Source organism: Streptococcus sp. 1449, assembly GCF_013276805.1.
GTDB classification, from domain to species: domain Bacteria; phylum Bacillota; class Bacilli; order Lactobacillales; family Streptococcaceae; genus Streptococcus; species Streptococcus pseudopneumoniae.
This window is the reverse complement of sequence record NZ_VMLS01000018.1, coordinates 1-26,081: the sequence shown is the minus strand read 5'-3', so window position 1 is coordinate 26,081 and position 26,081 is coordinate 1. Positions and strand designations below refer to the sequence as shown.

The following is a 26,081-nucleotide window of genomic DNA, read 5'->3' as shown; positions in this document are numbered from 1 at the left end:
GGGATGATTTTAAGTGAAAATAGAGAAGATGAGTTAAGAAAATTTGCGACTAACATCCGATTAAATACTCTTAGAACATTGAATCATCTTGGATTCGGACATTACGGAGGAAGTCTGTCTATCGTAGAAGTTCTAGCAGTGCTTTATGGTGAAATAATGCCAATGACTCCAGAAATATTTGCAGCACGAGATAGAGATTATTTCATATTATCAAAAGGTCACGGAGGACCAGCTCTATACAGTACACTCTATTTGAATAGTTTCTTTGACAAAGAATTCTTATATTCTTTAAATACAAATGGAACTAAATTACCGTCTCATCCTGATAGAAATCTAACGCCAGGCATAGATATGACAACGGGCTCTTTAGGACAAGGAATTAGTGTTGCAACTGGACTTGCATATGGTCAGAGAATAAGAAAGAGTCCCTTTTATACTTATGCTATTGTTGGAGATGGTGAGTTAAATGAGGGACAATGTTGGGAGGCTATACAGTTTGCTTCTCATCAACAGTTATCCAACTTAATTGTATTTGTTGATGATAACAAAAAACAATTAGATGGTTTTACAAAGGATATTTGTAATCCAGGTGATTTCGTAGAAAAATTCTCAGCATTTGGATTTGAATCCATTAGGGTCAATGGTTCAGATATTAGAGAAATTTATGAAGGGATTGTCCGATTAAAACAGTCAAATGATTCATCGTCTAAGTGTATTGTATTAGATACTATTAAAGGTCAAGGGGTTCAAGAGCTGGAAGAAATGAAATCCAATCATCATCTTCGCCCTACTGTAGAGGAGAAACAAATGTTAACTTCAGTTGTAGAAAGATTAAGTCAGGAATTGGAGGAAACAGAATGATGAGAAGTACGAAAGAATTACGGCATGTATATAGAGACTTCCTTTTAGAGGCTAATCAAAGTTATTCTGATATAGTAGTCTTAGAAGCCGATTTGTCAAGTTCGATGGCTACTAATAATCTTGAAAAGGACTTTGGAGACCGTTATGTGAATGTTGGGATTATGGAAGCAGAAATGGTCGGCCTTGCAGCAGGCTTGTCTATTCAGGGGTTTAGACCTTATCTTCATACATTTGGTCCTTTTGCTTCACGAAGAGTATTTGATCAATTATTTATTTCTCTTGGATACGCACAATTGGATGCCACTGTGATTGGATCAGATGCAGGAGTAACTGCAGAAATGAATGGTGGGACACATATGCCATTTGAAGAAATTGGATTGTTACGTTTAATTCCTAAATCGATCATTTTTGAAGCAACTGATGATATCCAATTTCGTGAAATATTGAACCAGACATTAGACTTAAAAGGACTAAAATATATTCGAACAATTAGAAAAGCTCCAGTTCCTGTGTATCAAGGTGGAGAAGATTTTTCTAAAGGCTACATTGAGTTAAGGCATGGTGAAGATCTTGTAATCGTTGCTTCTGGTATAATGGTTGCTCCAAGTATTCGAGTTGCAGATGAACTGTCTAAATTAGGTTATTCAGTAGGTGTGATAGATTTATTTAGAATCAAACCGATACCAGAACAGATAAAAACAATGTTAAGTGGAAAAACTATATTTACTGTAGAAAACCACAATCAGATAGGTGGAATTGGCAGTGCTTTATGTGAATTATTCTCTGATGATGGAATGACAAAAATTCATCGGATGGGTGTTCAAGAAAGATTCGGTCAAGTAGGGAAAATGGATTATCTTCTTAATGAATATGGTTTGAGTGAATCGAATATAAAAGAGAAGGTTCTAGAAATTTATAATGCAAGATAGATGTTAAATACACTGTTCTGAAAGAATTTTTGTAACAATTACAGTACGTTATTTAAAGAAAGCGGATTAAAAAGCATATTCTGGTCATCAGAAAGTGCACTAATCCGCTTTGTTGTTTTTAGTTTTAAATATTTCATATGTATATAGAATTTTCTGAAAATTCAAGGATTTTCTTCTGTTCATTGCTTTTAAAATGTGCTATAATAGTAAAAACTGAAATGGGAGGGAACAAATGACTGAATTAGATAAACGTCACCGCAGTAGCATTTATGACAGTATGGTAAAATCACCAAACCGTGCCATGCTTCGTGCGACTGGTATGACAGACAAGGACTTTGAGACACCGATTGTGGGCGTGATTTCGACTTGGGCGGAAAATACACCATGTAACATCCACTTGCATGATTTTGGGAAATTAGCCAAAGAAGGTGTCAAATCGGCAGGTGCTTGGCCTGTGCAGTTTGGGACTATCACTGTAGCGGACGGGATTGCTATGGGAACGCCTGGGATGCGTTTTTCTTTGACATCTCGTGATATCATTGCGGACTCAATCGAGGCGGCTATGGGTGGTCACAATGTGGATGCCTTCGTCGCTATCGGTGGCTGTGACAAGAACATGCCTGGTTCTATGATTGCTATTGCCAATATGGATATTCCAGCTATTTTCGCCTATGGTGGTACTATTGCACCTGGAAATCTTGATGGTAAAGATATCGACTTGGTTTCTGTCTTTGAAGGTATCGGAAAATGGAATCACGGTGATATGACAGCTGAGGACGTGAAACGTCTTGAATGTAATGCCTGCCCTGGCCCTGGTGGTTGTGGTGGTATGTATACAGCTAATACCATGGCGACAGCTATCGAAGTCTTGGGTATGAGTTTGCCAGGTTCTTCATCTCACCCAGCTGAATCTGCTGACAAGAAAGAAGACATCGAAGCAGCAGGACGTGCTGTTGTTAAGATGTTGGAACTTGGTCTCAAACCATCAGATATCTTGACTCGTGAAGCCTTTGAAGATGCCATCACTGTAACGATGGCTCTCGGTGGTTCTACAAATGCCACTCTTCACTTGCTTGCCATTGCCCATGCCGCAAATGTTGACTTGTCACTTGAGGACTTCAATACGATTCAAGAACGTGTGCCTCACTTGGCTGACTTGAAACCATCTGGTCAGTATGTCTTCCAAGATCTCTACGAAGTCGGTGGTGTGCCTGCGGTTATGAAGTACTTGTTGGCGAATGGTTTCCTTCACGGGGACCGTATCACATGTACTGGTAAGACAGTCGCTGAGAACTTAGCTGACTTTGCAGACCTCACACCAGGTCAAAAAGTTATCATGCCACTTGAAAATCCAAAACGTGCAGACGGTCCGCTTATCATCTTGAACGGGAACCTTGCTCCTGACGGTGCGGTTGCCAAGGTATCAGGTGTTAAGGTCCGTCGTCACGTTGGTCCAGCTAAGGTCTTTGACTCAGAAGAAGATGCTATTCAGGCCGTTCTGACAGATGAAATCGTTGATGGCGATGTAGTCGTTGTTCGTTTCGTTGGACCTAAGGGTGGTCCTGGTATGCCTGAGATGCTCTCACTTTCATCAATGATTGTTGGTAAAGGTCAAGGAGACAAGGTTGCCCTCTTGACGGATGGACGTTTCTCTGGTGGTACTTATGGTCTGGTTGTTGGACATATCGCTCCTGAAGCTCAGGATGGTGGACCGATTGCCTACCTCCGTACAGGCGATATCGTTACGGTTGACCAAGATACCAAAGAAATTTCCATGGCAGTATCCGAAGAAGAACTTGAAAAACGCAAGGCAGAAACAACCTTGCCACCACTTTACAGTCGTGGTGTCCTCGGTAAATACGCTCACATCGTATCATCTGCTTCACGCGGAGCTGTGACAGACTTCTGGAATATGGACAAGTCAGGTAAAAAATAAACTTAAAAAGCAAGCCAATCTCGGCTTGCTTCTTTTCATCTTCAAAAGTGATTTGCCTGCTTATACTCAATAAAAATCAAAGAGCAAACTAGAAAGCTAGGCGCAGGTTGCTCAAAACACTGTTTTGAGGTTGCAGATAGAAGTGACGAAGTCAGTAACCATATCTACGACAAGCCGACGCTGACGTGGTTTGAAGAGATTTTTGAAGAGTATTAACGAGGTGGTAGTCCAAGGGCAATACGGCCGTAGCGACTGATTCGTGTAATCTTCCAAGCAGGCGACCAGGTAACTTCAACCTTGACATCTTCGATACCCTCGATTTGTTTCAGACCTGCCACGATTTCGATAGGCAAGCTTTCGGCACAATCGCAGGCTGTGTCAGTGAAGGTCATGACAATCTTACAGAGACCTGTTTCATCCAGATTGATTTCATAAATCAGCCCTAGATTGTAAACATCCAATTCCACATCTGTATCAAAAACCTTCTCTAGTTTTTCGATAATTTGGTCTTGCAAGGCCAAAGCGCGGTCATTGATTTTGATATCCTCTCTCATTACAGTCCCTCCACGTGATAAATATCCTCTATTTTCTCATAATTCTGACAATTTGGCAAGTTTTTGATGAATTTTCTGAAAAATATGATAAAATGAAGAAAATACGGAATCAAGGGGATGCCTATGGAGCAGATTGGAAAAGTCTTTAGACAATTACGAGAGTCAAGAAATATCTCGCTGAGACAAGCAACTGGGGGACAATTTTCGCCGTCTATGTTATCTCGCTTTGAAACTGGTCAGAGTGAGCTTTCGGTGGAAAAGTTTTTATTTGCCCTAGAAAATATATCTGCCAGTGTAGAGGAAATCCTCTTTCTGGCGAGAGGTTTTCAGTATGATACAGATTCTGAGTTGAGAAAAGAAATCATAGATGTCTTGGATCCAAAGAATATAGCTCCTCTTGAGGACTTGTATCGCAAGGAGTATCAAAAGCATGCGCATTCTCAAAACAAACAGAAACATATTCTGAATGCCATTATTATCAAGTCTTATATGAAGAGTCTGGATGAAAGGGTAGAGTTAACAGCAGAGGAAGGGAAAGTCCTTCATGATTACCTGTTTTCTACCGAGATTTGGGGAATCTATGAACTCAATTTATTTTCAGTCAGTTCACCATTTCTATCTGTTTCTCTTTTCACTAGGTATGTTAGAGAGATGGTACGTAAATCTGATTTCCTAATGGAAATGTCTGGCAATCGAAACCTTTTTCACACTATACTATTGAATGGTTTTTTAGTCAGCATTGAGTGTGAAGAATTTACCAATGCCTCTTATTTTAAACGTGTTATCGAAGAGCATTTCTACAATGAAAATGAAACCTATTTCCGAATTGTCTATTTGTGGGCTGAAGGTCTCTTTGATAGCAAGCAAGGTAGAGTCAAGGAAGGTCAGAAAAAGATGGAAGATGCTGTCCGTATTTTTGAGATGCTTGGTTGTAATAAATCTGCCGAATACTATAGAAAAACGACCGATTGTTGAATATCTGCAAACTAAGAAAATTATTTGAAATTTGAAGCGATAGAACTGTAGGGCTCTCTCAGGTCAGTAAAGCAGTTTTATCGTTTCTTTTTGCTCATTTTATTTGTTGCATATATTCAAGAGTTCTCCCTCTCAAATTTCTAAGTGCTATACTATAGTCATACTTCATATAGAAGTTCGAACAAGAAGGGAGATTATCTATGAAACTATTGTTTAGAAATCCAGCTTATCGACTCTTGACTTTGTCACGCTTCTTCAATGCTTTTGGTGCTTCGATTTTCAACCTGGTCTTTATCGTCTATGCATCGACCCTGCCACAGGCCTCCTTTGCTGTTGCTATGGCGAATATTGTCATGATTATTCCGACTCTCTTTACAGTTTTTGTAGGGATTCGGGCAGATTACACAAGGGACAAGGTCAAATGGATGGTCTATAGCGGTTTGTTTCAGGCGGTTTTATTTTTTCTGGCAGCCCTAGTTGTCCAGCAAGCTAGTCTCTTTGCCTTTTCTAGCCTGTGTTTAATCAATGTCATTAGTGATGTCATCAGTGATTTTGCAGGTGGCTTGCGCATGCCTCTTATTAAGGAAAAAGTAGCTGAAAATGATTTGATGGAGGCTTACTCTTTTTCCCAATTCATCACCTATATTTCAGCTATTGGTGGTCAAGCTTTCGGAGTCTGGCTCTTAGGGCTATCGGTCAACAATTTTTCCCTCGTTGCGGGAATCAATGCCTGTTTTTTCCTAGTATCAGCCTCTGTTCTCTTTTTAGGAAAAAGCAAATTGAGCCTGTCAATGTCATCTGCTGATGGTGAAAACCTAAAAAATGAGAAGCTTTCTATCAAAGACCAGTTCCTAACAATTTACCGAAATTTACGTCTCGTTTTTCTTAAAAGTGGACAGAAAAACTTTGGTTTTATGCTCTTTGCTGTCTTGCTTATCAATGCCTTGGGTGGCGCTTTAGGAAGCATCTATAACATCTTCTTTTTGAGCCATTCTCTTTTGGACTTTTCTTACACAGAGGCATTATTTATCAGTCAATTCTGTGCTTTGTTAGCAATCATCATCAGTAGCCTTACGGGCAATGATTATTTTGGGAAGCAGTCCTTGCCTAGATTGATGATGTGGGTGACCGTAGGACTCAGTCTAGTTGGTCTAGCTAATTTATTCAATCAAGTCGTACTTGGTTTACTATTTCTATGTTCAACTCTGTATGTGTCTGGTAAAGTTCAACCAAAGATTAGTGCCATGCTCCTGAAAAATCTAGCTCCAGAGGTTCTAGCTCGTACCAGTAATTTTTTAGGTTTATTGTTTACCTTATCCATACCTGTGGGAACAGCTTGTTTTTCACTTATAGCTGTATGGAATATACAGTTGACTTGGATGCTATTTGTTGGTCTTTCCTTGCTGGCTATTCTTTTGACAGTTATTAATCTCAAAAATGATATCTAAATCCTAATTTTTTCTCACTGTTTTAATCCCTTTATTTATGGTAAAATAAGACTATTAAGTTTAAAGAGGATTCCCTATGAAATTACAAAAACCAAAAGGAACGCAGGATATTTTACCTGCTGAGTCTGCCAAATGGCAGTACGTTGAGGGCTTTGCCCGTGAAATTTTCAAGCGCTATAACTATGCGGAAGTGCGCACGCCCATTTTTGAGCATTACGAGGTTATCAGTCGCTCTGTCGGAGATACAACGGATATCGTAACCAAGGAAATGTACGACTTTTATGACAAGGGTGACCGCCATATTACCCTCCGTCCAGAAGGAACTGCGCCCGTTGTCCGTTCCTATGTGGAAAATAAACTCTTCGCCCCAGAAGTGCAAAAGCCAAGCAAGTTCTACTACATGGGCCCTATGTTCCGCTATGAGCGTCCACAGGCAGGGCGTTTGCGCCAGTTCCACCAGATTGGTGTTGAGTGTTTTGGCTCTAGCAATCCAGCTACCGATGTGGAAACCATCGCTATGGCAGCCCATTTCTTGAAAGAAATCGGTATCCAAGGTGTCAAATTACATCTTAACACTCTTGGAAATCCTGAGAGCCGTGCAGCCTACCGTCAAGCCTTGATTGACTATTTGACACCGCTCAAGGAGATCTTGTCTAAGGATAGCCAGCGTCGTTTGGAGGAAAATCCTCTTCGTGTCTTGGACTCTAAGGAAAAAGAAGACAAGGTAGCAGTAGAGAATGCGCCTTCTATCTTGGATTTCCTTGATGAAGAAAGTCAAGCTCATTTTGATGCTGTACGTCAGATGTTGGAAAATCTTGGAGTAGACTACATCATTGATACCAATATGGTGCGTGGTCTGGACTACTACAACCACACCATTTTCGAGTTCATCACAGAGATTGAGGGCAATGACCTGACAGTCTGTGCGGGTGGTCGTTACGATGGTTTGGTTTCTTACTTTGGAGGCCCGGAAACTGCTGGATTTGGATTTGGACTTGGTGTAGAGCGCCTGCTTCTCATCCTTGAAAAGCAAGGTGTGACTCTCCCTATCGAAAACGCCCTAGATGTCTATATCGCAGTTTTGGGTGAAGGAGCAAATGTCAAGGCCTTGGAATTGGTACAGGCTCTTCGCCAACAAGGTTTCAAAGCAGAGCGTGATTACCTCAACCGTAAGCTCAAAGCTCAATTCAAGTCAGCCGATGTCTTTGTGGCTAAAACCCTCATCACCCTAGGAGAGAGTGAAGTCGAAAGCGGACAAGTGACGGTCAAGAATAACCAAACCCGAGAAGAAGTGCAAGTGTCACTTGAGACAATCAGCCAAAACTTCTCAGAAATCTTTGAAAAACTAGGATTTTAATAACAGAAAAACTGGTCAGAAACCTACTCCTGACCTTTTTCTTTTGCAAAATGACAAAAATCATAAACTTTTTGACAAATATGCTTGTCAAAAAGAAAAAGATGTGTTACAATATAATCAAGTTAAGAGAAAAGGAGCAGGGAACGATTATGTGGGCATTAGGATTTGTACCTCTTGTGATTATGTTTTATCTCTATCATACCCAAAGGGTCAAGAAATTAGAGAATAAAATCAAAAGAATTGAGCAAAAACAGAAAGGAAATAAAGAAATGTCAAGATTATTAAAAGAATTGATTGGGAAAACACCGACAATCGTTGGACAAGTTTTTGGAACAGATAACTGGGAAGTTGTGGATGTTGATGAGGAATGGGTCAAGCTACGTCGTGTTAATAAAAAAGGAAAAGAAAAATTCAAACTACAACGCATTGAGGATATCCAAACTGTTGAATTTGACGGAAAGTAGGTGTGTGACATGCAACTAAAAAATCGTCTAAAAGAGCTTCGAGCTCGCGATGGTCTCAATCAAACCGACCTAGCCAAGCTGGCAGGGGTTTCCAGACAGACCATTAGCCTACTAGAACGGGATGAGTACACCCCGTCCATTATCATTGCCCTGAAAATATCTCAAATTTTCAACGAAACAGTCGAATCGGTATTTCGCTTGGAGGAGGACGAGTGATGAACAAGTATAAAGTGATTTATTATGTAGTTGCCATAGCTCTATTAGTCAGCCTATGTCTACTAATTGGAACAAATCTAGGATGGTTTGATCTCTATTACAGCGACCAATTTATCTGGGCCTACTTTGCTCTTATCCCAGTCGTTGACTGGATTGAAAAGAAATCCAAAAATCTAGCAAGTAAATAAGGAGAATGAATATGGAAAAGAAAAAGAAACGTGGATTGTTATTATTTTTGATGTCTATTGTCTTGGGAGCTTTCTTTGGCATTTTTGTAGGGATGTTTAAGGCTGTTGCCGAATCCCACGGAATTATGTTAGATGTAAAAATCTTGATACCATGGATATCAGCTATTTGTTTAGTGTTAGGTTTCATTAGCATTCTTTTGACATTCAATTTCTTAAAGAAAAGCAGAAAATTTCATTCCTTGTATCAAGAGGAAATGGACGATGATCTGAATGAAACCTATTATGTGCAAATGTATCGGAATCTCGAGTTTGGAACCACTGCTTTTAATATTGCAAGTGTAGCGATTTTATTGGCTCTTTTCATCTCAGGTAGTGAAGTGATTGTACCAAATAGAAGCAATCTAACCTTATCTCTTTCTTTTTTGGGATTAGTGCTGATTCTCAGTGTTCAAAAATATCTTTTTAAGACCATTGCGATTGTTCGTCAGTTTGATTTGGCATTTTTCTCAACACCAAAGGATGTCTTAGAGTATGTAAATTCTTATGATGAAGGGGAGCGTCAGGCTAATTTGGAACAGAGTTTTCGGATTTTATTCCAATTAAATCAGTATGTCTTACCAGTCTTATATGTTTTTCTTTTTATCATTTCTTTCTTGACAGGAGAGATTCAGCTGCTAGCCTTCTTGCTTGTAGGAGCTATCCATATTTATATCAATGTGATGCAGTTACCTATGGTAAAACGCTATTTCAAATAAAGGAGTTTCTATGATTCGTGTTGAAAATGTAAGTAAAAGTTTTGGGAGCAAAAAAGCTCTTCATCAGATTTCTTTTGAGATTAAGGAGGGTGAAATCTTTGGTTTTCTGGGACCTTCTGGCTCAGGTAAAACAACCATGATCAATGTCTTAACAGGACAGTTGGCTGCAGATCAAGGTAAAACAGTTTTGCTAGGCAAGAATTCTCAAGATTTAACCTCAAATGATTTGGAACAAATTGGTATTGTGAGTGATGGCAGTAGTTTTTATGAAAAGATGAGTCTTTATAAAAATCTTCTCATCTATGCTAAGTTATATGGCCTCAAGGCAGATAGAGTAGTTCAGGTGCTTCAACAGGTTGGATTGGCAGATGCTAAAGATATTATCGCAGAAAAACTATCTACAGGAATGAAACAACGAATGTTCTTGGCTCGTGCCCTTCTTAATGCACCTAAGATTCTCTTCCTTGATGAGCCAACCAGTGGCTTAGACCCTACAACATCTAAGATGATTCATACCCTACTTCAAGAATTAAAGCATGCGGGGACAACTATCTTTCTGACCACGCATGATATGAATGAAGCAACTCTGCTTTGTGATCGCTTATCTCTTTTAAATAAGGGTAATTTAATAGAGTATGGAAGTCCGCAAGATATTATCCAGAAGTACCATGTGGATAAGAAAGTACGTGTAGCTTATAAAGATGGACGAGAACAGATAGTTCCATTTGAAGAATTGCCACATTTAGACACGACAGATTTGATGGTGGTTCACTCTTGTGAGCCGACTTTAGAAGAGATCTTTATCAGATTAACAGGAGAAAAGTTAGATGTTTAGAAAATTAAATGCCCTACTATGGTTAAGATTACAAGTTCTTATCAGCAATTCAACTTTGTTAGCGACTTTATTGATGCCTTTTGGTATTGCTGTTTTATATAATGAATTTTTAAATAAGAATGGACAATTGAGCCTATTTTTACTATCTGCTAGCTTGACGATGGTCTTGAGCATGGGAAGTGGTTATATGGTATCGATTATGATGGCAGAAGATAAGGAAAAACGAAATCTTAAATCACTCATTCTAAGTGGTGTGACAGCAACAGAATATACTTTTAGTATGCTTGTTCTCCCTATTCTGATAATGTTACTTGCTATGATTGTACTTCCCATCTATCTTAAAGTAGATCTATCAGGTTACTTATTTGCCTATGTTATCTATTTGCTCCTAGCAACTATTAGTATTATTTTTCTCAACCTTCTAATCGGTGCGGTGTCAGATACTCAATCTAAAGCGCAAGTTTATAGTATCTTCCCTATGTTAATTGTCTCTTTTTTACCTATAATTGCTCTTCAAAATGATACGGTTCAAAAAGTGTTGGATTACTCGTTCATCGGTCCTATTGTAAATCTTTTAAATAAAAAAGGTGGGGAAATATCTTTTTCTAACATCGGTATGTTACTTGCCTGGGTACTTGTGTTAGGAATAGCGAACCTCTTTGTATTGAAAAATAGTTATAAAGCAAGATAGGAGAACTTTATGAAACTACTTAAAAAACTTGGCTGGTTTCTTCTAGCCATTCTATCCTTTTTATTCATCTATGGCTTCATTCAGGGGCTCGCGACTACGTCGCTTGCCTTAGGCGCTTCACCCTATGCTGTGACCTTGCTCTATGTGGCCTTGGCTGGAGTTTATGTGTACGGCATTTACAAATGGTATCATAAGGCTTCTGTTCATATTGAGAAGAGCGGCTTTAACCGATTTATTTGGCTTCCTGCCTTGGTTTGGTTCTTATCTCTGGTCGTTCAATTCTTCTTGCCAGATGATCCTTCAGTAAATCAGCAAATAGCGACAGACTTGACCTTGTCTCAACCACTCTTCTCCTTCTTTGCGGTCGTTATTTTTGCTCCTCTGACGGAAGAGCTTATCTTTAGAGGGATGTTAGCACGCTACCTCTTTCCTAAGCAGGACAATAGTAAACAAACTCTGCTTTTCCTTCTGGTATCCAGTGTTTTGTTTGCCTTAGGTCATTTCCCAGGTGATGTGCAACAATTTTTTGTCTATTTTAGCCTTGGTTTTAGTTTGGGCTTGGCTTATATTAGCAGAAAAGGTCTGGTCTACAGTATTTCTCTCCACGCTTTGAATAATTTAGTCAGCTTTTTGATGATTCTCATGCTATAATAGAGTCAGGAGGTCACATGAAACGAGTAATTTTATTAGCAGTGATTCAAGCAGTTGTTCTATTTTTCATCATTGGGGCGCTAGCTTATGCCTTCAAAGGCGATTTCTTCCATAACTATCTAGCAGTCGTCTTTGCTCCTATTGCAGGTGTCTTGCGTTTTGGGACGGCTTACATAACGGAAATTGTCTTGCCTCGAAAGGCAGCCGAAATTGCTGAAAAGCGTAAAGCAGGCAAAAATTCAAAATAAAAGAGTCCGATGAACTTCATCGGATTTTTGTATGGGCGCTAATTTTTAGGGACTTTACCTGATTTTTTAAGACTGGCAAACTTTTCTGCTGATTTTCATGAAGAGCCTGCGCTTTTATGGTAAAATAGTAACAGAATAAAAGAGGAGAGAAAACATGAAACGTAGTATGTATGCTGGTCGTGTTCGTGAGGAACACATCGGACAAGAAATAACCTTGAAAGGATGGGTTGGCCGTCGTCGTGACCTCGGTGGTTTGATCTTTATCGACCTTCGTGACCGTGAAGGAATCATGCAGTTGGTTATCAACCCTGAAAAAGTATCTGCAGAGGTTATGGCAACAGCTGAAAGCCTTCGTAGCGAATTTGTTATCGAGGTGACTGGACAGGTCGCTGCGCGTGAGCAAGCCAATGATAAGTTGCCAACTGGTGCAGTTGAGTTAAACGTGACAGCTCTGACAGTGCTTAATACAGCTAAGACAACCCCATTTGAGATTAAGGATGGCATTGAGGCTAATGACGATACACGTTTACGTTACCGTTACCTTGACCTTCGTCGTCCAGAGATGTTGGAAAATCTCAAACTTCGTGCTAAGGTGACCCACTCTATCCGCAACTACTTGGATGAGTTGGAGTTTATCGACGTGGAGACACCATTCCTTTCTAAGTCAACTCCTGAAGGGGCGCGTGACTACTTGGTGCCATCTCGTGTTAATAAAGGGCATTTTTACGCGCTTCCTCAAAGTCCGCAAATCACTAAGCAATTGTTGATGAATGCTGGTTTTGACCGTTATTACCAAATCGTCAAATGTTTCCGTGATGAGGACTTGCGTGGAGACCGCCAGCCTGAGTTCACTCAGGTCGACTTGGAAACATCTTTCCTTACTGAGCAAGAAATTCAAGATATCACAGAAGGCTTGATTGCGCGTGTGATGAAAGAGACTAAAGGCATCGAAGTGACGCTTCCATTCCCTCGTATGAAATACGATGATGCTATGGCTCTTTACGGTTCTGACAAGCCAGATACTCGTTTTGACATGTTGCTTCAGGACTTGACAGAAGTGGTCCGAGGTGTAGACTTTAAAGTCTTTTCAGAAGCACCTGCTGTAAAAGCGATTGTGGTCACAGGAGCTGCGGACAACTATTCACGTAAAGACATCGACAAGATGACGGAAGTAACCAAACAGTATGGTGCCAAAGGTCTTGCTTGGGTCAAGGTGGTTGATGGAGAATTAAACGGACCAGTTGCCAAGTTCTTGACTAGCATCCAAGCAGAATTGACAAGAGCGCTTGCTCTTGAAGATAAGGACTTGGTTCTCTTTGTGGCAGATACTCTTGAGGTAGCTAATGCAACGCTTGGTGCCCTTCGTGGACGCATTGCCAAAGAGCTTGGTTTGATTGATAATGATAAGTTCAATTTCCTTTGGGTGGTTGACTGGCCGATGTTTGAATGGTCTGAAGAAGAAGGCCGCTACATGAGCGCCCACCATCCATTTACCCTTCCACAGGAAGAAACAGCTCACGAATTAGAAGGTGAGTTGGCTAAAGTTCGTGCCATTGCTTACGATATCGTTTTGAACGGTTATGAGCTTGGTGGTGGTAGCCTCCGTATCAACCAAAAAGACCTTCAAGAACGCATGTTCAAGGCTCTTGGTTTCTCAGCCGAAGAAGCAAATGACCAGTTTGGCTTCCTTCTTGAAGCCATGGACTATGGTTTCCCACCACACGGTGGCTTGGCTATCGGGCTTGACCGCTTTGTCATGCTCTTAGCAGGAGAAGAAAATATTCGTGAAGTCATTGCCTTTCCTAAGAACAACAAGGCAAGTGACCCAATGACACAAGCTCCATCAACAGTAGCACTCAAACAACTAGAGGAACTCAGCTTACAAGTAGAAGAAGATGAAACAAGCAAAACGAATTAAGCGGTGGCGCTATTATCTGCGCCGCTTTGCTTATCAGATAAAAATTTTACGTGTCTTACAAAGCATCTCTCGCGAAAAATATGATGAGAAGATTTCGGCCTCTCTGGTCTATGGTTTTTTATCAGCAGTAGCAGTTAATTTTTTTTTCCAACCAGGGCATGTGTATTCGAGTGGTGCAACAGGTATGGCACAGATTATCTCTGCCTTGAGTAATCACTGGTTTGGTTTTCATATTCCGATTTCGCTAACCTTCTACGCCATTAACTTCCCTTTGATGGTCTTAGCTTGGTATCAGATTGGCCATAAGTTTACTGTCTTTACCTTTATCACGGTGTCTATGAGCTCCTTCTTTATCCAGTTTGTCCCTGTGGCAACCTTGACGGAGGATCCCATTATCAATGCCCTTTTTGGGGGTGTTGTTATGGGTTTGGGGATTGGTTTTGCTCTTCGAAACAATATCTCCAGTGGTGGGACGGATATCGTCAGCCTGACTATTCGCAAGAAAACAGGTAAGAATGTCGGTAGTATTTCTCTCTTGGTAAATGGGACCATCATGCTGATAGCGGGTTTGACCTTTGGTTGGAAATACGCTCTCTACTCTATGATTACCATCTTTGTCTCTAGCCGTGTAACAGACGCTGTTTTTACCAAGCAAAAACGCATGCAGGCTATGATTGTGACCAATCATCCAGATAAAGTAATTGAGAAAATCCATAAAAAATTGCACCGCGGAGCAACCATGATCCACGATGCAGAAGGAACCTATAATCACGAGAGAAAGGCAGTTCTAATCACTGTCATTACACGTGCAGAGTTTAATGAATTTAAACAGATTATGACACAAGTGGATCCAAGCGCCTTTGTCTCTGTCTCGGAAAATGTTCATATTCTAGGAAGATTTGTTGAGATAGATAATTAGTGACCAAAAAAACCAGCGTGAGCTGGTTTTTATTTTTCTATAATTTTATGGGCAATCAACTGGCGGTAACAAATTTGTTTATTGCTTTTAGCATCGTTGATAATCTGAAGAATCGTTTCAAATGATGTTTGACCAAGTTCTAGGCTATTGATATCGACATAGGCTGCCAAGTTGAGCTTGGGATTAACCGAGTCAAAGCTGAGAACAGGGACATCCAGCTGGTGTTTGGCAATATAGTTACAAACACCTTCAGCTAGGAGGCTATCGGTTGTGATGATAGCATCAATTTGTGGATCGTGCTTGAATAATCGCTTGCTAAATTTATAGCCCTTTTCTTCCAGAAACTCGTCGGCAAAGTAGATGCGATTGTTGTCAGTGGTCAGTTTGTAATGCTTAAGCGCCTGTTCATAGCCTGTTAAACGGTCTTTGGTCACGAAGAGCTTTTTACTTCCTCCGATAAAGGCAATGCGTTTGCAGCCTTTTTTGATGAAATATTCAGTCGCATCAAAACCAGCTTGAACATTGTCGTTGTCGACAAGTGGGATGAAAGGAGATAGAGATTTACCTAAGATAAGGAAGGGGAACTGTTCTTCTGCGACGAGTTTTACGAGAGGGTCTTCTTCTTGGGCATAGAGAAAAATTAGCCCATCTACACGCTTGCCGTAGACCATTTGTGAAATAGCGTTGAGACGCTCCTTCTCATCTTTCCCTGTTGCTATCTGAATGGCATAGTGGTTTTCAGATGCGACTTGAGAGATGCCACGTAGAACCGATGGAAAGAAAGGATTCTGGTAGAAGGCGTCTGAGTCATCAGGAAGAACTAATCCGATAACCTGAGTGTAGCTGCTTACCAAGCTACGAGCGTTGAGGTTTGGGTGGTAGTTGAGTTCCTTCATAGCTTTGCGAACACGTTTTTTTGTTTCGTCGCTAATGGTTGATTTATTTTGAATAACACGGGTTACGGTTGAAGGCGAAACACCAGCAGCCTTGGCCACGTCTTTAATCGTAACGGGCATAAAAATCTCCTATTTATGGTAATTTGGATCACGGAAATGTGTTTTATAAAAGATAGTGACCAGATACAGAACAAAAAGAATATTTTGTACAGTAATCAGGGTTGTCATATTTTGGCCAAATAATCCCAAAATAAGTGTAATCAGAGTCGGCAATCCTAAACAGTTCAAGATAAAGTGATAGCACTCTTTAAAGGTTCTAAATGAAAAGAGGCGTGATTTCTTAGTGATATAAAGGAGAAGACTAGCTCCTAGAGAGACGATAAAGAAATTCAAACCAAAGAGGAAGCTCGCACCGAGAACTAGGAAGAGGCTGATATAGACACGATTTTGTTGGTACCAGTCTTTAGAAATTGCTTGGGTCAAGCTGTCTTTGCTTTTGAAACTCTCAGTCTGAATGGCTCGGTAAGAGATGCGGGTCAGTTCCTTGCTTTCCTTGCTGATGACTAGCTCATTTGTATCGAAATGCAGTTGCAAGTCCTTCGGGAACTCCTTACTTGGGCTTGGACCAATCACAACAGAAGGCGCTTGACTAGCTGTTCCTGTATAAATTAATGTGCCATCGACAATTCTAGCATGTTCAGAGAGATCCTGGACAACCTTATCTGTCAATGGTTCATAGACATTATCGATAAAGGTTTCTAGCGGATAAGTCTCCTGTGAGCTGTTTTGAATGGCAATGGGTACCATCGACAAGCTGATAAGGAAGATACTGGTAAAGAGTAGTTGAAACCAGTTGAGCCCGAAACGTTTGGACAGGGGCTTACGAAATCCCCAAATACTTGAAAAATAGGAAAATGGATATGGAAGCATAGGTATCTTTCTAAAAGGTGTTTTCTATATGAGTATTATTATATAGAGAAATTCGCTTTATTTCAAGTCTAGGAGAAAAATTGCTTGTTGTAAGGACATTACTTACAGTAACAATCGTTAATACTTAATGAAAATCACAGAGCAAACTAGGAAGCTAACCACAGGTTGCTCAAAACACTGTTTTGAGGTTGCAGATGGAAGCTGACGTGGTTTGAAGAGGTTTTCGAAGAGTATAAAATGAAAAAGGGTGGCGGGGATAAATTATCCCTTGTCGCCACCACTTGTAAGTCCTGAAACAAAGTTCTTTTGTAGGAAGAAGAAGAGAATACAGATTGGAAGGGCGATGAGGATAGCACCTGCTGAGAAGTAGGCAATCTTCATGTTTTTCGCATTGTTAACGAAGGTTTGGAGACCTACGGCAACAGTAAAGTATTCTTTCTCACGAAGCAAGAAACTAGAGAGGATGTAGTCCCCGAAAGGTCCCATGAAGGCCCAGAGAGCTTGTACGGCAACCATTGGGCGAACAAGTGGAAGAACAATTTGCCAGAAGCGGCGGAAGTGTCCTGCACCGTCTAGTTTTGCAGATTCGTCTAAAGACATTGGCACTGTATCGAAGTAGCCTTTCATGAGCCAAGTATTCATCGGGATACCACCACCAACGTAGAGGAAGATGAGGAACCAGCTGTGGTTAAGGGCGTTCAACATAAGCGCCATAACGAAGAAGGCTGTCAAAGCGGCCATAGTTGGCACCATTTGGATGATCAAGAAGAAGACCAAACTTTGTTTACGAGCCAAGAAGTTGTAACGGCTGTAGGCATAACCAGCAAGTACGATGATACTTGTTTGAACAGCCATGGTAATCAAGGCAATGATCAAGGTGTTGAGGTACCAAGTACCGTACAAGGTTTCAGTGAAGAGGCCTTGGAAGTTAGCAAAACTAAAGTCGACGTTGCTGTCTAGTTTAAAGGCTACTACGTTACCAGTCTTGAAGGCTGACATAATGGTAATAAAAAGTGGATAGGTAATGACAATTGATAGACCAATCAGGTAAAGGTATGTAAGGCTTTGAGTCAGTCTACGTTTGAGTTTAATTGAGTTATTCATCTTAGACGTCCTCCATATCAAATGCGTGTAGTTTCTTGAATGCGATCATAGAGATTGAGATGACAATGATAGAGATAATCAAGGTGACAGCTGCCGCCATTGAGTATTGAGGAGATGTACCTGTTGTCAAACGGTAAATCCATGAAATCAAGATATCGGTTGAACCAGCTCCACCACCGACACTACCAGGTCCTCCAGCGTTGAAGAGGTACATGATAGAGAAGTTGTTAAAGTTGAAGGTGTATTGGCTAATCAAAGTAGGTGCCGCAACAGCCAAGATCATTGGGAAAGTGATGTTGCGGAATTTTTGCCAAGCATTGGCACCGTCAATATAAGCTGCTTCGTAAAGGTCGTTAGGAATAGATTGCAAGATACCCAAGGTCAGAACGTAGATGTATGGGAATCCAAGCCAACCTTGCATCATAATCAAGGCAATCTTAGTCCAAGTTGGGTCTGTTTTCCAGGGAATAAGAGCGCCATCAAGGAAAGGAAGGAATTTAGCCAAGATTGGCAATACTTGGGTGTTGATAGCTCCGACACTATCGTTAAACATGTTTGAGAATGTCAAGATAGTGATGAAGGCTGGGACAGCCCAAGGAAGAAGGAAAATAACACCAAAGATACGTTTTCCTTTGATAAATGGTTGGTTAGCAATGATAGCTGTGAAGATACCAATCACAATCTGTAAAGTTGAGGCTGCCAAAGCCCAGATGATGGTCCAAGAAAGAACAGAACCAAAGGCAGAACGGAAGGTACTCAAACTCCAGATATTACTAAAGTTTGTCAAACCAACCCAGTCCAACAATTTGTTTGGTGGTAAGTGTTGGAAGTCATAGTTGGTAAAGGCGATCATCAAGGTTACGATAACTGGGAAGATAATCGCGAAGGTCATGGCAACATAAGATGGAATAATCAAGAGATAAGGGAAACCATTTTCATAAATCCCTTTGATCATGTCTTTGAGGGTACGTGGAACTGGAATTCCATTGTTAATGCGTTTTGCAATCGTATATGCATCTTTGATATTTGAGAAATAAAAGAGTACATAAACGACTACAAAGATTAAATGGAAGGCACCACGAATCAGCATAAAGAGGGAATTATCACGACCGGGCTTGTCACCAAGAGTGATGAGATTGCTCAATTCAGGTGCTGCAAGTGCTAGGAAATAAAGGACAAATACGATGGTTACACCAAGGAAGATAAAACCTTTGGCTTTTTGTTTATTGTAAATCTGTCCTAACCCAGGAATGATAGACAGCAGGGCTGCTTTACTAGGTTGTTGCTTTTCCATAATAACTCCTTTCATAGGATACTACTTTTTTTATAAGAAAGCTAAATTATTTGTGTCTCTATTGATAAATTCAAAGGGGGATTTGAATTCCACCCCCCTTGAACAAATTTTTTATTCACCAAATTTTTGTTTGATTGTTTCTTTGATCAATGTTACAGCGTCGTTAGCAGCTGTTTTAGCATCTTTTTGACCACTTACAGTATCAAAGAGCATGTTAGCAGCTGGTTCCCAAACTGCAGACATTTGAGAGATGTTTGGAATTGGTTGAGCGTTCTTGAATTGTTTGATAACAGCTGTTGTCAACTCATCGTTTTTACCTTCAGCGTATGAACGAGCTTCAGTATTAGCTGGGATTTCGTTAGTTGCATCGTAGAAAGCTTTTTGTTGTTCAGTTGAAACAAGGAAGTCTACAAATTTCTGTGCGCCTTCAAGGTTCTTAGTACTTGAAGGAATGATCCAAGCTTTACCACCACCGAATGCAGCATATTCTTTTCCATTTGGAAGAGTTGGGATAGTCGCAACACCGTAGTTTACTTTAGCATCTTTGAGGGCTTGAGCTTTCCAAGGCCCATCAATGATAGCAGCTGTTTTACCTTCTTGGAATTGAGTTTGGATTAGGTTTCCAGCAGCTGTACCATCTTGCATACCTTTAGGCCATTTTTCGTACCAAGATTTAGCGTAGTTGATACCTGCGATAGAACCGTCGTTTGCAAGACCGATGTCTTTAGGGTCTTTACCGTTTTGTCCGAATACGTAAGCGCCGTTACCAGCAAGAAGTCCGTATGCATAGTAGAAGTTTGTCCAGTCAGCTAGGAAGGCAGAAGTTTTTCCATCTTCTCCAGCGAAGGCATATTTGCTATCTTTAGCAAGGTTTTCCAAGTCAGCAAATGTTTTGGGAGCGTCTTTTACCAAGTCTTTGTTGTAGTACATAACAAGTGACTCGATAACGGCAGGAGCACCGTAAACTTTACCGTCAGCAGCGGTTACAAGAGATTTAGTTGTATCTTCTGTTTTAGCACCATCGCTCAATTTCACTTCTGAAAGTTGTCCGTCAGAACCAAGGCTACCCACACGGTCGTATGGAGCCATCATAACGTCAGCAGCTTGACCAGATTGGTTGTCAAGAGAAAGTTTGTCAAGCCCACCAAGTTGGTCACCAGATTTGATGTTAACTGTTGTGCCTGATTGCTCTTTATAAGCTTTAGCAACTGTTTCAGCATAAGCTTTGTATTGGTCCTCAACGTAAAGAGTGATTTCTTTCGCTTCAGATGAACCAGACTCAGCAGGCTTATCAGCAGTTTTGCTTCCGCAAGCTACCAAGAGCAAGCTAGCAAGTGTAGCAGTTCCAAGCACCGCAGCGCTCTTCATGAATTTAGATGACATAGTGTATTCCTCCTAAAGAATAACAAGTTTTATTGATAAGGAAACGCAAACGTTTTCCTTTATGACCTTAGTATAGCACAAATAGAAAACGGTTGCAAGTGTTTTTGACAAAAATTTTAAAAAATTTTTAAGCTTGATTTGATAGCATGATTTTGCTTTTTATTTTTAATAGAAGAAAAGTGTGAAATAGATAAGAATACAGTATTTTTAATAAAAAATAGATGTAATCTATCTAAAGAAGGAAATCAGGAGGGGCTACCTCCCTGTTTCTAATTCCTATCTATTTTCTATAGACCTTTGTGCCTCCTTGCATCTAAATTCAAGTTTTCTAGGGGAGGATTTGCAGTTTGTAGACGGATTCTGTGAGAGTCAAATTTTAGGATTAGATAGTTTTAATACTCTTCGAAAATCAAATTCAAACCGCGTCAACGTCGCCTTGCCGTACTCAAGTACAGCCTGCGGCTAGTTTCCTAGTTTGCTCTTTGATTTTCATTGAGTATAAGTTATCTTTGCTAAAATGGGTTAATCTCCTTAAAAATAATCAAAAAAGTTTTTTAAAAACGCTTGCAATTATGCTTGAAAAGGAGTATACTTATAAGTAGCGCAAACGTTTGCGTCTGCAAAAATACGCAACGTTCCATTAATTTTAACACATGAGGTGCTATTATGAAAAAACGTCAAAGTGGTGTGTTGATGCACATCTCTTCTCTTCCAGGAGCTTACGGAATCGGATCGTTTGGTCAAAGTGCTTACGACTTCGTTGATTTCTTGGTTCGTACAAAACAACGTTACTGGCAAATCCTTCCATTAGGAACAACTAGTTACGGGGACTCTCCTTACCAATCTTTCTCAGCCTTCGCAGGAAACACTCATTTTATCGATTTAGATATCTTGGTGGAGCAAGGTTTGTTGGAAGCAAGTGACCTTGAAGGAGTTGACTTTGGTAGCGATGCGTCTGAAGTTGATTATGCGAAAATCTACTATGCACGTCGTCCTCTTTTAGAAAAAGCGGTAAAACGTTTCTTGGAAGTAGGAGATGTTAAAGATTTTGAGAAATTTGCTCAAGACAACCAATCATGGCTTGAGCTCTTTGCTGAGTATATGGCTATCAAAGAGCATTTTGACAATCTTGCTTGGACTGAATGGCCAGATGCAGATGTTCGTGCTCGTAAAGCTTCAGCACTTGAAAGCTACCGTGAGCAATTGGCAGACAAGTTGGTTTACCACCGTGTGACTCAATACTTCTTCTTCCAACAATGGTTGAAATTGAAAGCTTACGCTAACGACAACCACATCGAAATCGTTGGGGACATGCCAATCTACGTAGCGGAAGATTCAAGCGATATGTGGGCAAATCCGCATCTCTTCAAAACAGATGTCAACGGTAAGGCAACTTGCATCGCAGGATGTCCACCAGATGAGTTCTCTGCAACTGGTCAGCTTTGGGGTAACCCAATCTATGACTGGGAAGCAATGGACAAAGATGGTTACAAATGGTGGATTGAACGCTTGCGTGAAAGCTTCAAAATCTACGATATCGTTCGTATTGACCACTTCCGTGGTTTCGAATCTTACTGGGAAATCCCTGCTGGTTCCGATACAGCAGCACCTGGTGAGTGGGTGAAAGGTCCGGGCTACAAGCTTTTTGCAGCCGTTAAGGAAGAACTTGGTGAGCTAAACATCATCGCAGAAGACCTTGGCTTCATGACAGATGAAGTTATTGAGTTGCGTGAACGTACTGGCTTCCCAGGAATGAAGATTCTTCAATTTGCCTTCAACCCAGAAGACGAAAGTATCGATAGCCCACACTTGGCACCTGCTAACTCAGTTATGTACACAGGAACTCACGATAACAATACGGTTCTTGGTTGGTACCGTAACGAGATTGATGATGCGACTCGTGAGTACATGGCTCGTTACACGAACCGTAAAGAATACGAAACAGTGCCACATGCTATGCTTCGTACAGTCTTTTCATCAGTTAGCTTCATGGCAATTGCAACTATGCAAGATTTGCTAGAATTGGATGAGGCGGCTCGTATGAACTTCCCATCTACCCTTGGTGGAAACTGGTCTTGGCGTATGACTGAAGAGCAATTGACACCAGCTGTTGAGGAAGGTTTGCTTGACTTAACAACAATCTATCGCCGAATCAATGAAAATTTGGTAGAATTAAAGAAATAATACAATATCAGGAGACATCTTAAACATGTTATCACTACAAGAATTTGTACAAAATCGTTACAATAAAACCATTGCAGAATGTAGCAATGAAGAGCTTTACCTTGCCCTTCTTAACTACAGCAAGCTTGCAAGTAGCCAAAAACCAGTTAACACTGGTAAGAAAAAAGTTTACTACATCTCAGCTGAGTTCTTGATTGGTAAACTCTTGTCAAACAACTTGATTAACCTTGGTCTTTACGACGATGTCAAAAAAGAACTTGCAGCTGCAGGTAAAGACTTGATCGAAGTTGAAGAAGTTGAATTGGAACCATCTCTTGGTAATGGTGGTTTGGGACGTTTGGCTGCCTGCTTTATCGACTCAATTGCGACTCTTGGTTTGAATGGTGACGGTGTTGGTCTTAATTACCACTTTGGTCTTTTCCAACAAGTTCTTAAAAACAACCAACAAGAAACAATTCCAAATGCATGGTTGACAGAGCAAAACTGGTTGGTTCGCTCAAGCCGTAGCTACCAAGTGCCATTTGCAGACTTTACTTTGACATCAACTCTTTATGATATTGATGTTCCTGGTTACAAGACAGAAACGAAGAACCGCTTGCGTTTGTTTGACTTGGATTCAGTTGATTCTTCTATTATTAAAGACGGTATCAGCTTTGACAAGACAGATATCGCTCGTAACTTGACTCTCTTCCTTTACCCAGATGATAGTGACCGTCAAGGTGAATTGCTCCGTATCTTCCAACAATACTTCATGGTTTCAAACGGTGCGCAATTGATCATCGACGAAGCAATCGAAAAAGGAAGCAACTTGCATGACCTTGCTGACTACGCAGTTGTGCAAATCAACGATACTCACCCATCAATGGTGATTCCTGAATTGATCCGTCTTTTGACTGCACGTGGTATCGAGCTTGACGAAGCAATCTCAATCGTTCGTAGTATGACTGCTTATACTAACCACACAATCCTTGCAGAAGCGCTTGAAAAATGGCCTCTTGAATTCTTGCAAGAAGTGGTTCCTCACTTGGTACCAATCATCGAAGAATTGGACCGTCGTGTGAAAGCAGAATACAAAGATCCAGCTGTTCAAATCATCGATGAGAGCGGACGTGTTCACATGGCTCACATGGATATCCACTACGGATACAGTGTTAACGGAGTAGCAGCACTTCACACTGAAATCTTGAAAAATTCTGAGTTGAAAGCTTTCTACGACCTTTACCCAGAAAAGTTCAACAACAAAACAAACGGTATCACTTTCCGTCGTTGGCTTATGCATGCTAACCCAAGATTGTCTCACTACTTGGATGAGATTCTTGGAGATGGTTGGCACCATGAAGCAGATGAGCTTGAAAAACTCTTGTCTTATGAAGACAAAGCAGCTGTCAAAGAAAAATTGGAAAGCATCAAGGCTCACAACAAACGTAAATTGGCTCGTCACTTGAAAGAACACCAAGGTGTGGAAATCAATCCAAACTCTATCTTTGATATCCAAATCAAACGTCTTCACGAGTACAAACGACAACAAATGAACGCTTTGTACGTAATCCACAAATACCTTGACATCAAAGCTGGTAACATCCCTGCTCGCCCAATTACAATCTTCTTTGGTGGTAAAGCAGCTCCAGCCTACACAATCGCTCAAGACATTATCCATTTAATCCTTTGTATGTCAGAAGTTATTGCTAATGATCCAGCAGTAGCTCCACACTTGCAAGTAGTTATGGTTGAAAACTACAACGTTACTGCAGCAAGCTTCCTTATCCCAGCATGTGATATTTCAGAACAAATCTCACTTGCTTCTAAAGAAGCTTCAGGTACTGGTAACATGAAATTCATGTTGAACGGAGCTTTGACTCTTGGTACTATGGACGGTGCTAACGTGGAAATCGCTGAGTTGGTTGGCGACGAAAACATCTACATCTTTGGTGAAGATTCAGAAACTGTTATCGACCTTTACGCAAAAGCAGCTTACAAATCAAGCGAATTCTACGCTCGTAAAGCTATCAAACCATTGGTTGACTTCATCGTTAGCGATGCAGTTCTTGCAGCTGGAAACAAAGAGCGCTTGGAACGTCTTTACAATGAATTGATCAACAAAGACTGGTTCATGACTCTTCTTGACTTGGAAGACTATATCAAAGTCAAAGAGCAAATGCTTGCTGACTACGAAGACCGTGACGCATGGTTGGATAAAGTTATCGTTAACATTTCTAAAGCAGGATTCTTCTCATCTGACCGTACAATCGCTCAGTATAACGAAGATATCTGGCACTTGAACTAATACTCTTCGAAAATCTCTTCAAACCATGTCAGCTTTATCTGCAACCTCAAAGCTGTGCTTTGAGCAACCTGCGGCTAGCTTCCTAGTTTGCTCTTTGATTTTCATTGAGTATAAGATACAAGATTTATACTAATACATTTTGTAAAAAAGCGAGTTTCAATTGAAATTCGCTTTTTTAAATGCTGTGGATTTTGGTTAATTCTGTCTAAAAATAGGGAAATCCTAGATACAGTTAAGGCTTAAAATGCTGGTTTTTACTGTCTTCAGCCTTATATTTCTTCGTAGTTGATTACCTCATATCTCTTGTATTCGCTTATATAAAGTATTATAATATAATTGTAGGAAAGAAGGTGTTTTTATGTGGAAAAAATATTTTTCAAAATATAAATGGACGGATTTATTTTGGATTTTATTTGTTATTTTGACCTGCCTCTATATAGGTAACCATGATTTGTTTCCTCTCAATCATCAAGAAATCTCTCTTCGAGGTAGTTTCTGGGGGTCTGTACTTGCCTTATATCACTTGCTATTTATTGATAAGTTTGTTATCTCGAATCGAAAATAAATATGAGGTATATGCCTGACTGGCTACTTTTAATATTGATTTTGGAGGAAGATTTTGTCTCTATTATTTATTATTTTAAATTTATCTATTTTGTACAAGATTTATTCTTTGAGACGGGAAAAATCGAAATACTTGATTTATACGGCCTATATCATATTTGGGGTAAATGTACTATATGGTATTCAATGGTTATTAAAAGAACTGATTTCAACTATTTCCACTTAATATGTATGGAAACTCCAGTGATTTTTGCATAACAAAACGCATAAGATTAAGGATTTAGTTCTGTATTGTACAGGACTGAGTCCTTTTAGTTTTACCTTAATTCGTTTATTGTTGTAGTAATCAATATAGTCTACAATGGCTTGTTCCAATTGCTTAAGCGACTGAAATGACTTCTCATAACCATAAAACATCTCCGATTTCAGAATGCCAAAGAAGGACTCCATCATACCATTGTCTGGGCTGTTACCCTTACGTGACATGGATGCTTGAA

26 protein-coding genes are annotated in these 26,081 nt (G+C 40.2%); 19 read left to right on the top strand and 7 right to left on the bottom strand.

All coding sequences use genetic code 11. The features are described 5' to 3' along the window. Positions 1-3: 3 nt before the first annotated feature. The 3 genes from HT687_RS05580 (at position 4) to ilvD (ending at position 3,726) form a co-directional block, all read left to right on the top strand. Positions 4-861, top strand: coding sequence for a transketolase (locus HT687_RS05580; RefSeq protein WP_054388127.1), 858 nt, complete (start codon positions 4-6; stop codon positions 859-861). Continuing rightward, positions 858-1,790 carry a transketolase family protein gene (locus HT687_RS05575; protein ID WP_138699693.1) on the top strand — a complete coding sequence of 311 codons (933 nt, stop codon included), beginning with the start codon at positions 858-860 and terminating at the stop codon, positions 1,788-1,790. The genes HT687_RS05580 and HT687_RS05575 overlap by 4 nt, the downstream gene beginning before the upstream one ends. Before the next feature lie 232 nt (positions 1,791-2,022). After that, entirely contained in the window at positions 2,023-3,726 is a 1,704-nt protein-coding gene (ilvD, locus tag HT687_RS05570; protein WP_000137343.1) for a dihydroxy-acid dehydratase, read from the top strand. A gap of 212 nt (positions 3,727-3,938) precedes the next feature. On the opposite strand, the gene HT687_RS05565 is transcribed toward ilvD, so the two are convergent. Then, positions 3,939-4,280: a metal-sulfur cluster assembly factor gene (locus HT687_RS05565; RefSeq protein WP_001206380.1), complete on the bottom strand. Its 342-nt coding sequence runs from the start codon at positions 4,278-4,280 to the stop codon at positions 3,939-3,941. Between the two features lie 123 nt (positions 4,281-4,403). On the opposite strand from HT687_RS05565, the gene rgg reads away from it, so the two are divergent. From rgg to HT687_RS05500, 13 genes are all read left to right on the top strand, one after another. Beyond that, a complete protein-coding gene (gene rgg, locus HT687_RS05560; RefSeq protein WP_023935383.1) occupies positions 4,404-5,255 on the top strand; it encodes a quorum-sensing system transcriptional regulator Rgg in 852 nt (283 codons plus the stop codon). A gap of 200 nt (positions 5,256-5,455) precedes the next feature. Further along, positions 5,456-6,703 carry a hypothetical protein gene (locus tag HT687_RS05555; RefSeq protein WP_023935381.1) on the top strand — a complete coding sequence of 416 codons (1,248 nt, stop codon included), beginning with the start codon at positions 5,456-5,458 and terminating at the stop codon, positions 6,701-6,703. Positions 6,704-6,779: 76 nt separating this feature from the next. Then, positions 6,780-8,060 (top strand): histidine--tRNA ligase, encoded by a 1,281-nt coding sequence (gene hisS, locus HT687_RS05550; protein ID WP_023935379.1) that lies wholly within the window; start codon positions 6,780-6,782, stop codon positions 8,058-8,060. Further along, positions 8,060-8,524 carry a hypothetical protein gene (locus tag HT687_RS05545; protein WP_025170602.1) on the top strand — a complete coding sequence of 155 codons (465 nt, stop codon included), beginning with the start codon at positions 8,060-8,062 and terminating at the stop codon, positions 8,522-8,524. The genes hisS and HT687_RS05545 overlap by 1 nt, the downstream gene beginning before the upstream one ends. A gap of 9 nt (positions 8,525-8,533) precedes the next feature. Beyond that, complete coding sequence (locus HT687_RS05540; RefSeq protein WP_001176227.1) at positions 8,534-8,740, top strand: helix-turn-helix transcriptional regulator; 207 nt, start codon at positions 8,534-8,536, stop codon at positions 8,738-8,740. Then, the gene (locus HT687_RS05535) at positions 8,740-8,928 is read left to right on the top strand and encodes a hypothetical protein (protein ID WP_001046123.1); all 189 of its coding nucleotides are present in this window, start codon (positions 8,740-8,742) and stop codon (positions 8,926-8,928) included. Before HT687_RS05540 ends, HT687_RS05535 begins: the two co-directional genes overlap by 1 nt. An 11-nt stretch (positions 8,929-8,939) precedes the next feature. Beyond that, positions 8,940-9,683: a DUF3169 family protein gene (locus HT687_RS05530; protein WP_023935375.1), complete on the top strand. Its 744-nt coding sequence runs from the start codon at positions 8,940-8,942 to the stop codon at positions 9,681-9,683. Positions 9,684-9,693: 10 nt separating this feature from the next. Continuing rightward, positions 9,694-10,518, top strand: coding sequence for an ABC transporter ATP-binding protein (locus HT687_RS05525; RefSeq protein ID WP_000621678.1), 825 nt, complete (start codon positions 9,694-9,696; stop codon positions 10,516-10,518). Next, positions 10,511-11,209, top strand: coding sequence for an ABC transporter permease (locus HT687_RS05520; RefSeq protein WP_023935373.1), 699 nt, complete (start codon positions 10,511-10,513; stop codon positions 11,207-11,209). The genes HT687_RS05525 and HT687_RS05520 overlap by 8 nt, the downstream gene beginning before the upstream one ends. Before the next feature lie 9 nt (positions 11,210-11,218). Next, complete coding sequence (locus HT687_RS05515; RefSeq protein ID WP_023935371.1) at positions 11,219-11,860, top strand: type II CAAX endopeptidase family protein; 642 nt, start codon at positions 11,219-11,221, stop codon at positions 11,858-11,860. Positions 11,861-11,877: 17 nt separating this feature from the next. Then, positions 11,878-12,108, top strand: coding sequence for a hypothetical protein (locus tag HT687_RS05510; protein ID WP_000832171.1), 231 nt, complete (start codon positions 11,878-11,880; stop codon positions 12,106-12,108). Positions 12,109-12,262: 154 nt separating this feature from the next. Next, entirely contained in the window at positions 12,263-14,026 is a 1,764-nt protein-coding gene (gene aspS / locus HT687_RS05505; RefSeq protein ID WP_023935369.1) for an aspartate--tRNA ligase, read from the top strand. After that, positions 14,004-14,945, top strand: a complete 942-nt coding sequence (locus HT687_RS05500; protein ID WP_000806293.1) for a YitT family protein — start codon at positions 14,004-14,006, stop codon at positions 14,943-14,945. Before aspS ends, HT687_RS05500 begins: the two co-directional genes overlap by 23 nt. 29 nt (positions 14,946-14,974) lie before the next feature. On the opposite strand, the gene HT687_RS05495 is transcribed toward HT687_RS05500, so the two are convergent. From HT687_RS05495 to HT687_RS05475, 5 genes are all read right to left on the bottom strand, one after another. Next, positions 14,975-15,961 carry a LacI family DNA-binding transcriptional regulator gene (locus tag HT687_RS05495; RefSeq protein WP_023935367.1) on the bottom strand — a complete coding sequence of 329 codons (987 nt, stop codon included), beginning with the start codon at positions 15,959-15,961 and terminating at the stop codon, positions 14,975-14,977. Between the two features lie 9 nt (positions 15,962-15,970). Further along, entirely contained in the window at positions 15,971-16,771 is an 801-nt protein-coding gene (locus HT687_RS05490) for a DUF1189 domain-containing protein (protein WP_023935365.1), read from the bottom strand. A 261-nt stretch (positions 16,772-17,032) separates the two neighbouring features. Then, positions 17,033-17,875, bottom strand: coding sequence for a sugar ABC transporter permease (locus HT687_RS05485; protein WP_172922463.1), 843 nt, complete (start codon positions 17,873-17,875; stop codon positions 17,033-17,035). Position 17,876: 1 nt separating this feature from the next. Next, positions 17,877-19,169, bottom strand: a complete 1,293-nt coding sequence (locus tag HT687_RS05480) for a sugar ABC transporter permease (protein ID WP_000414964.1) — start codon at positions 19,167-19,169, stop codon at positions 17,877-17,879. A 111-nt stretch (positions 19,170-19,280) separates the two neighbouring features. After that, entirely contained in the window at positions 19,281-20,552 is a 1,272-nt protein-coding gene (locus HT687_RS05475; RefSeq protein ID WP_000095469.1) for an extracellular solute-binding protein, read from the bottom strand. Between the two features lie 666 nt (positions 20,553-21,218). Between HT687_RS05475 and malQ the strand changes: the two genes are divergently transcribed. The 3 genes from malQ to HT687_RS12335 all read left to right on the top strand — a co-directional run bounded on the left by malQ (position 21,219) and on the right by HT687_RS12335 (position 25,585). Beyond that, on the top strand, positions 21,219-22,736 hold the full coding sequence (malQ, locus tag HT687_RS05470; RefSeq protein WP_000747307.1) for a 4-alpha-glucanotransferase: 1,518 nt from the start codon (positions 21,219-21,221) through the stop codon (positions 22,734-22,736). 25 nt (positions 22,737-22,761) lie between these two features. Further along, on the top strand, positions 22,762-25,020 hold the full coding sequence (glgP, locus tag HT687_RS05465) for a glycogen/starch/alpha-glucan family phosphorylase (RefSeq protein WP_000950148.1): 2,259 nt from the start codon (positions 22,762-22,764) through the stop codon (positions 25,018-25,020). Between the two features lie 358 nt (positions 25,021-25,378). After that, positions 25,379-25,585, top strand: coding sequence for a hypothetical protein (locus HT687_RS12335; protein WP_000265678.1), 207 nt, complete (start codon positions 25,379-25,381; stop codon positions 25,583-25,585). A 221-nt stretch (positions 25,586-25,806) separates the two neighbouring features. Here HT687_RS12335 and HT687_RS05460 read toward each other — a convergent pair. Further along, positions 25,807-26,081: IS3 family transposase (locus tag HT687_RS05460; protein WP_172924105.1), on the bottom strand; the 275-nt coding region annotated here is incomplete at its 5' end.